Below are 7,058 nucleotides of genomic sequence, written 5' to 3'. Positions count from 1 at the left end.
AATAGCCGAAATCTTGAAGCAGTCGGCGCGACCCGTTGCCGAAGACCCCCTCAACCATTTTGGTGCCGGACATCTCGATGCAGCCGCCGCAGTCCAAATGGCCCAAGACGGTCAAATCACCTTCCGCGACTTTTTCCGCTGGCTGAATAAAAACGGCTATCTGAACCTGCGCTTCTGGTTCGATGGCGGTGCAGTTGCCCTGCTGCCGAAAGTCTTAATGGTACTGGGTTCCTACCTGCTGGCGTGGTTTCTGCGCAACTATTTCCTCTTCCGTTGGAGTTGGCCGCTTGCTACGGGTTTAGTTGCTGGCAGTTCGGGACTATTCTTCCTCAAAGGCTTGTACATCTTCGACTTACCCCAGTGGCCGATGCGCGTCATGGGCAGTTCGATTCCCGAATTGGGAACGGCAGTTGGCGGCAGCAGCGCCCTCAATCCCCTGTTTGCCAGCGTCTTGATTCCTCTAGTTTTAGTCGCGTTATTCTTAGGACTGCCGAAGTGGAAGTGGTTTGCGATCGGTACGACCCTCGGGGTGGCTGCCTGCTTGACGGTGAGTGCGGCGATCGATCCGTCGGTGTTGTGGCTGGGTGAAGGGGCGCTTTCCCGAGGCTTCTTGCTGGCGAATGCCCTTCTGTGTTACGGTTTAGCCCGACTTTCCTTACGCAGCGCCACGGAGGCAAATTCATGATAGTCAAAGGAACCATCGAGCGCGTGGAAATCGGCACGGGAACCTGGGCTTTAAAAGCCGAGGACGGAACCACCTACGAACTCGATGTCAGCGCCCCAGACGAGCTATTAAAGCCCAGTCTGAAGGTGAAAGTCGAGGGACGGGTATTAGAAGATGTGATGACCCTTGCAGCGATCGGTCCGGTGCTGGAAGTGAAGAGTTTTGAGGTTCTCAAGTGAGGCAGAGGGGAAAAGACGAAGAGACGCGGTACATTTTAAATAGCTTCAATAGACCTCTTGCATGAATCAACTAGCCCGATTCAACTCGAAGTTGATAATCCCTGCGAGCAGATGAACTCTTAGGCTAAAACGCCGTCGTCGGTTGCGGTAGCGCTCCGACAAGATCCCGAAACGCTTCAACCGTTGAATGCTATGCTCGACTTTGACTCGCACTCGTGCCAGAGCCTGATTGGTCTGTTTATCTTCTTTGGACAATGATTGGTGCGGCTTCTTCTTTTGGGGGGTAATGCTGTTGGCATGAACCTTGGTCAGACCCTGGTATCCTTTGTCGGCTAAACACAACAGGGTCGGATCTCGACGCACTTGAGAGTGGTGGAAGAGCTGCCAATCGTGAGTGCGACCTTTGCCCCAAGCCACGCTCAGAAACTGACCCCGAGCCAGGTCAATCACCAATTGGGCTTTCATCATATGACCTTTGTGTTTGCCACTGTAATAGGCGCGCTGTTTTTTTTTGGACGTTCGATGGCACGGGGGCGAACACGCCAAATGTACCAGAGGATGCATCCATTGAAGAGATTTTCGCGCACTGGCAAGCCATGCTGGAAAATACGGGAGAAGATGCGTGACGGCTTATCCGATAATCTAACTGACGTTCAAACTCGCCTATCGATATTAATTCCTTATCTCCGAAAAACTTGTGCGTCGGCGGTGGATTTTTATGGATAGTTCGATCGAACTTTTGCAGTACATTCTCCAACTCACCTCACGGAAATCGCCGTAATCGGCAGCAAACCCGAGCAATTGAAGGGCAAAACTCGATCGCTTTTCTACTTCACGCTTCGATTTACCTAAATCTTGCTTAATATCGCCAATTTTGGAATTTAAGAAAAGCACATTTATCCAAAATACTGAAAATTAAATAGACTATCCCCCTCCCCATAAAATCATGAGGTAATACGACAATATCATCAGAGGGGAAAAAGGAAAAGAGAACCCATCCCTAACTTCTCCGGCAAAGAAGAAACCGGAGGCGAGGAATTTGGAATTGAACCCGAGAAGAAGACAATTTTCCCAAAGAAAACCGTAGTCGGAGTCAACGGCTGTTGGCCCCTACCGCTTAGCCCTTAATTCCCGATCGTCCGGGTAATCTTACAATGAATTATCGCTATGTTTACAAAAGTTAATTTATTTGTTACATTTGGTTACAGAGATAAAAAACGCCACGGAGGACTGCCAAAAATTTAGACCCCACCTTCATCGGCTGTTACGAGAGGGTGAGGCACGCGCCAAGGTTTAGGGCATACATTTACGGGCGATCGATCTCGAAAAGGCAGCGATCGCCCAACCCTAACTAACCTTAAAACGTTTAAAATATCGTCATTGAATTTCTCCCAGACTCTAGGTTCGCCTGGACCTGGGGATTTTTTTTGAATTCGGAGTTAAGAGAATTCGGAGTTCGGAATTAAGAGAATTCGGAGGTTGGAGATGGTGGGGAAGCGCGGAAATTGACGTTTGGAATTTGGGAAAGGCAAAATGAAAATAGATAATACACAGAATAGTTCTGTATGATTCCGATCGCAGACCGAACTTTCAATTTTGCTATCCGAATTGTCAAACTTTGCACTCATCTCGATAAGAAACCCGGTGTTTCTAAAACCTTAGCCAATCAGTTACTTCGATCGGGAACAAGTATTGGTGCAAATACTGTTGAAGCTCGTTCGGGTCAATCTCGCAAAGATTTCCTCAGCAAATTAGAGATTGCCCTCAAAGAAGCGAGAGAAACCGAATATTGGTTAAAACTACTGGTTGCATCAGAAAATTTTCCAGAAGCGAAAGTTCAAGCTTTGCTCAAAGAAATTGATGAAATTATAAAAATTCTTGTAGCCATCACCAAGAAAACCAAACAGAATACAGAACGCTAATTTACGTCAGTTTTATTTTTCCACATTCTCTTTTCCCCCTTCTATTAATTCCGCGCCTCCGAATTCCGCATTCCTAATTCAATAGAATGACCGTTGCATTCAATACAATTTGAGCTGACCCGAAAAAAAAATCTCGATCGAGGGTTTCGGGTAAATCCGTCGGTTGGTGATAGTAAGGATTGCGGAAATTTGCCGTATCCGTCACCATCACCGCCCCAATTCCCTGCAACCAAAACGGTGCGTGGTCGCTGCGCAGAACGTCGGGAGTCAGAAGACCGCGTAGGGGAATCGGTAGGGTGACGACGGGGGGCAGTTCGGGATTTTGGGCGGTAGAAAAGGTTTTGAGCAAATCCAGGCGTTCCGTATTGCCGACAACGGCGAGGAAGTCCCCGGTTTCGGGTAAGGCAACCGCAGGCAATCCCTGGGGATACTGCTGGCAGCCGGGAGTCCGACAAGCAACGCCGAGCATATCCAGAACGATCGCCCCGTGGAGGGTTTGGGCATCGGCGGTACTCGCATATGCCAAACTCCCGAGCAATCCCACTTCTTCCGAGTCGAAAAATACCAGTTCCAGGGTGCGGGAGGTTTCGACGTTCGCCAGCAATCGGGCAATTTCCAGGACGGCGGCAACTCCGGTGGCATTGTCGTCTGCACCGGGGGAGTCGGGAACGGTGTCGTAGTGCGCCCCGAGGAGAATCGTTCCGGCTGCGGCATCGGTTCCCCGACGTTCGGCTGCGATATTAATACCTCCGTCGAAGGGTTGGAGTTGGGGGGAGTATCCGGCTTCTTCGAGGGATTGGATAATATATTCCCGCGCCCGATCGCGATCGACATTACGATACCGTTCGTAAGCGAGGGCTTCGACGTGTTCCATCAAGCGGTTGCCGCTGACTTGGGGAAATTCGGGCTTGGTATTGGCAGGTTCGATGGGTTTGGATTCGACGGGTTCGATGGTTTGGGCGATGGGAGGCGGCTGGCTGCCACAGCCGAAACCATTGAATAGTACGAGGATGATGAGTAACGGAACTTGCCAAGCTGTGAAGTATCTGTAAAAAGGTTTGTAACGAGAATTGACTTTTGTGCCAATTCGCCAATGCTGACCGCTCAAGTCCTGACTCCCTGCAAAAAGAATGCCGACATCTTAATAAACCACAATTCATAAACCACAAAGGCACAAAGGACGCGAAGTGGGCGATCGCTATTCAGTTGCGATTGCGTCATGGATTGGGGTCAGCCTCTGGGGGTTTTCGGCATATCGATCTACGATCGAAGATCCCAATAGAGAGAACAACATGACCAGTAACGACTTACGTAAATATCGGGCATTTCGCGATCGCCTCTTGGAACTGGGGGAAGCCGAACCCCGTACCATTGACGAACTTTTCGATAATGCGATCGCTCTTAAGCGGCTGCTGGGGAAGGAAATGACATCGAGGCGGAAGCAATCGTTTGGCTTTTTGATGAGTAATTTGACTTCCACGTGCGATCGCACTGGATGGTTGAATGTGGAGTGTGAAGGAAATCGAATTGTTTTTTCCACGGATGGATATGAGTTCGATTTTTAGGTAACAACCGATATGGTGAGGATTTGCACATTGCCATGTTATGGATGAAGACTGAGTATCTTTCTCCCCAGCCTCCCCAGCCCCCTGACTCTGGAGGCGCTTACATAAAAACATCATTAGAAATTAAAAAAAATTCACTGTTAGAATTTCTAGGATCGAAGATGGAAACTTTACTATTAGCGATCGTCATTATTTTACAAATTTTCCTAATATTTATAGTTTTACAACGCTCACCTCAACTTGTTACCGAGGGGGTTTTTGGGGAGGGAAAAATGAAATTTTCAAAAAAAACAGTGGTACAAGAAAGTCTCAAGAACGAAAATTTATGGGACGATCCGCCACCAGCCACAGAAGAAATGAAATTAACGATCGCTGAATTTAAAAGTAAGTATGACAGGAGCGAGCCCGTGGGATGGAGATTTTGTAGCTTAAAAACTGTTCCCAATCTCCAAAGAGATGAATTTGACTGCGGTGATGACGAAATTAATCGTTATTTGAAAGATTTAGTCGAGACGGCGGATGAAACTGGTTTTTCTCGAACTTTCTTGATGATTTCGGAAACGGGCGATCTCGGGGCAACCGAGCGCGCGGGTTTGCCCCTACCAGACCAATGAATCATTCCATTCCCGTAGGGGCGGTGCCCCCGTGCCCGCCCCGGTTTCGAGCGCTCGCGGAATGTTGAAGTAACCATAGATACCGGGTTAACCACACCAATCGGGACAACCAAACAAATCGGGGTAACCACGGGGGGATTACCCCTACAGGAATGGGATAATTATCGAATAATTTATGCATAAGTTCCTCGCCCCGAGAAGTATGTATCTTATAAATGATGCAAGCCGGAGAGAGAGGATGGGCAAGTTGCGGGGTTGTGCGTGGGGGCTGGGGTTGGTGTTGCTGCTGTCGGAAGTGGGGGTGGCGATGCCCGAACCGACGATTCTGGTGCAGCAGGGGGAAACGACAACACCGGACCAGACGCGCGCGGCAGCACAACGGGCGTTTGATGAGGGATGGGAACTGTATCAGCAAGGAACGGCAGAATCTTTGCGACAGGCGATTGAGAAATGGGAAGTGACGCTGACCCTTTCACGGGAATTGGGCGATCGAGGTTGGGAAGCTGCGACACTCGTCTGGATTGGTGGGATCTACGACGCTTTAGGGGAAAAGCAGCAGGCATTGGAGTACTACGAGCAATCTTTATCCTTCTTTCAAGCCTTAGGCGATCGGGCAGTAGAAGCGACCACTCTCAACAACATCGGTTTGGTCTACGATGCTTTAGGAGAGAAACAGAAAGCCTTGGAGTACTACGATCGATCTTTACCCCTCTCTCAGGCCGTGGGCGATCGCGCAGGAGAAGCGATCACCCTCAACAACATCGGTTTGGTCTACTCCGCTTTAGGAGAGAAACAGAGGGCATTGGAGTACTACGAGCAATCTTTACCCCTCTCTCAGGCCGTGGGCGATCGGGCAGTAGAAGCGATCACCCTCACCAACATCGGTGGGGTCTACGATGCTTTAGGAGAGAAACAGAAGGCATTGGAGTACTACGATCGATCTTTACCCCTCTCTCAAGCCGTGGGCGATCGGGCAGGAGAAGCAATCACCCTCAACAACATCGGTTTGGTCTACTCTGCTTTAGGAGAGAAGCAAAAGGCATTGGAGTACTACGATCGATCTTTACCCCTCTCTCAAGCCGTGGGCGATCGTGCCCAAGAAGCCACCACCCTCAACAACATCGGTTTGGTCTACTCTGCTTTAGGAGAGAAGCAGAGGGCCTTGGACTACTACGAGCAAGCTTTGCCCCTCCGTCGTGCTGTAGGCGATCGGGCTGGGGAAGCAAACACCCTCACCAGCATCGGCTTAGTTTACTCGGATTTGGGAGAAAAGCAGAGAGCCTTGGAATACTACGAGCAAGCTTTGCCTCTTTCTCAAGCGGTGGGCGATCGGGCACAAGAAGCAGTCACCCTCAACAACATCGGTTTGGTCTACTCTGCTTTAGGAGAGAAGCAGCAGGCATTGAATTACTACGAGCAATCTCTACCTCTCTCTCAAGCGGTGGGAGATCGGACAGGAGTTGCGAGAACCCTCAACAACATCGGTAGTGTCTACGACGCTTTAGGAGAGAAGCAGAGGGCTTTGGAATACTACGAGCAATCTTTACCCCTCTCTCAAGCGGTGGGAGATCGGACAGGAGTTGCGAGAACCCTCAACAACATTGGTAGTGTCTACAAAGCTTTAGGAGAGCCTCAAAAGGCATTAGAGTACTACGAGCAATCTTTATCCCTCTTTCAAGCCGTGGGCGATCGGGCAAAAGAAGCCACTAGCCTCATCAACATTGCTGTTGCCGAACGCGACTTAGGCAATCTCCAAACCGCCCTTACCCACATTCAAGCTGCCATCACTATCATCGAAGACCTCCGCACCAATATCGGCAGCCAAGAACTCCGCGCCTCTTACTTCGCCCAAAATCAACACCGCTACGAGTTCTACATCGACCTGCTGATGCGACTCCACCGCCAAAACCCCGACTCCGGCTACGACAGCAAAGCCCTCCACATCAGCGAACGCGCCCGCGCCAGAGGCTTACTCGAACTCCTCACCGAAGCTAATGCCGACATCCGCCAAGGGGTTGACCCCGAACTCCTCGAACGCGAACGCACCCTGCAAC

At 50.0% G+C, this 7,058-nt stretch carries 8 protein-coding genes; 6 read left to right on the top strand and 2 right to left on the bottom strand.

Translation table 11 applies throughout. The annotated features are described in order from the left end of the window. A partial coding sequence (locus IQ235_RS14690) for a DUF5942 domain-containing protein (RefSeq protein ID WP_264322194.1) occupies window positions 1-685 on the top strand: 685 nt, incomplete at its 5' end. Then, window positions 682-903, top strand: coding sequence for a hypothetical protein (locus tag IQ235_RS14685; RefSeq protein WP_264322193.1), 222 nt, complete (start codon window positions 682-684; stop codon window positions 901-903). The genes IQ235_RS14690 and IQ235_RS14685, both read left to right, overlap by 4 nt. Before the next feature lie 66 nt (window positions 904-969). Here IQ235_RS14685 and IQ235_RS14680 read toward each other — a convergent pair whose 3' ends face one another. Further along, window positions 970-1,467 (bottom strand): transposase family protein, encoded by a 498-nt coding sequence (locus tag IQ235_RS14680; RefSeq protein WP_264322192.1) that lies wholly within the window; start codon window positions 1,465-1,467, stop codon window positions 970-972. 1,001 nt (window positions 1,468-2,468) lie between these two features. On the opposite strand from IQ235_RS14680, the gene IQ235_RS14675 reads away from it, so the two are divergent. Next, the gene (locus tag IQ235_RS14675) at window positions 2,469-2,825 is read left to right on the top strand and encodes a four helix bundle protein (protein ID WP_264322191.1); all 357 of its coding nucleotides are present in this window, start codon (window positions 2,469-2,471) and stop codon (window positions 2,823-2,825) included. Window positions 2,826-2,898: 73 nt separating this feature from the next. On the opposite strand, the gene IQ235_RS14670 is transcribed toward IQ235_RS14675, so the two are convergent. Continuing rightward, window positions 2,899-3,933: a M20/M25/M40 family metallo-hydrolase gene (locus tag IQ235_RS14670; protein ID WP_264322190.1), complete on the bottom strand. Its 1,035-nt coding sequence runs from the start codon at window positions 3,931-3,933 to the stop codon at window positions 2,899-2,901. Between the two features lie 184 nt (window positions 3,934-4,117). Here IQ235_RS14670 and IQ235_RS14665 point away from each other — a divergent pair, with 184 nt between their 5' ends. From IQ235_RS14665 to IQ235_RS14655, 3 genes are all read left to right on the top strand, one after another. Next, window positions 4,118-4,390, top strand: coding sequence for a hypothetical protein (locus IQ235_RS14665; RefSeq protein ID WP_264322189.1), 273 nt, complete (start codon window positions 4,118-4,120; stop codon window positions 4,388-4,390). A gap of 35 nt (window positions 4,391-4,425) precedes the next feature. After that, window positions 4,426-5,004, top strand: a complete 579-nt coding sequence (locus tag IQ235_RS14660) for a hypothetical protein (RefSeq protein WP_264322188.1) — start codon at window positions 4,426-4,428, stop codon at window positions 5,002-5,004. A gap of 238 nt (window positions 5,005-5,242) precedes the next feature. Continuing rightward, the coding region (locus IQ235_RS14655; protein ID WP_264322187.1) for a tetratricopeptide repeat protein at window positions 5,243-7,058 on the top strand (1,816 nt) is incomplete at its 3' end.

The sequence above is a fragment of the Zarconia navalis LEGE 11467 genome, from assembly GCF_015207075.1.
GTDB classification, from domain to species: Bacteria; Cyanobacteriota; Cyanobacteriia; order Cyanobacteriales; family Geitlerinemataceae; genus Zarconia; species Zarconia navalis.
Note: the sequence above shows the minus strand (reverse complement) of the source record. Positions and strands in the feature narration are given on the sequence as shown.

Bases quoted from the DNA above. Each gene is read 5' to 3' on its own strand.
- IQ235_RS14675 (WP_264322191.1), top strand. From the start codon at position 2,469: ATGATTCCGATCGCAGACCGAACTTTCAATTTTGCTATCCGAATTGTC.
- IQ235_RS14680 (WP_264322192.1), bottom strand. From the start codon at position 1,467: ATGCATCCTCTGGTACATTTGGCGTGTTCGCCCCCGTGCCATCGAACG.
- IQ235_RS14665 (WP_264322189.1), top strand. From the start codon at position 4,118: ATGACCAGTAACGACTTACGTAAATATCGGGCATTTCGCGATCGCCTC.
- IQ235_RS14685 (WP_264322193.1), top strand. From the start codon at position 682: ATGATAGTCAAAGGAACCATCGAGCGCGTGGAAATCGGCACGGGAACC.
- IQ235_RS14660 (WP_264322188.1), top strand. From the start codon at position 4,426: ATGTTATGGATGAAGACTGAGTATCTTTCTCCCCAGCCTCCCCAGCCC.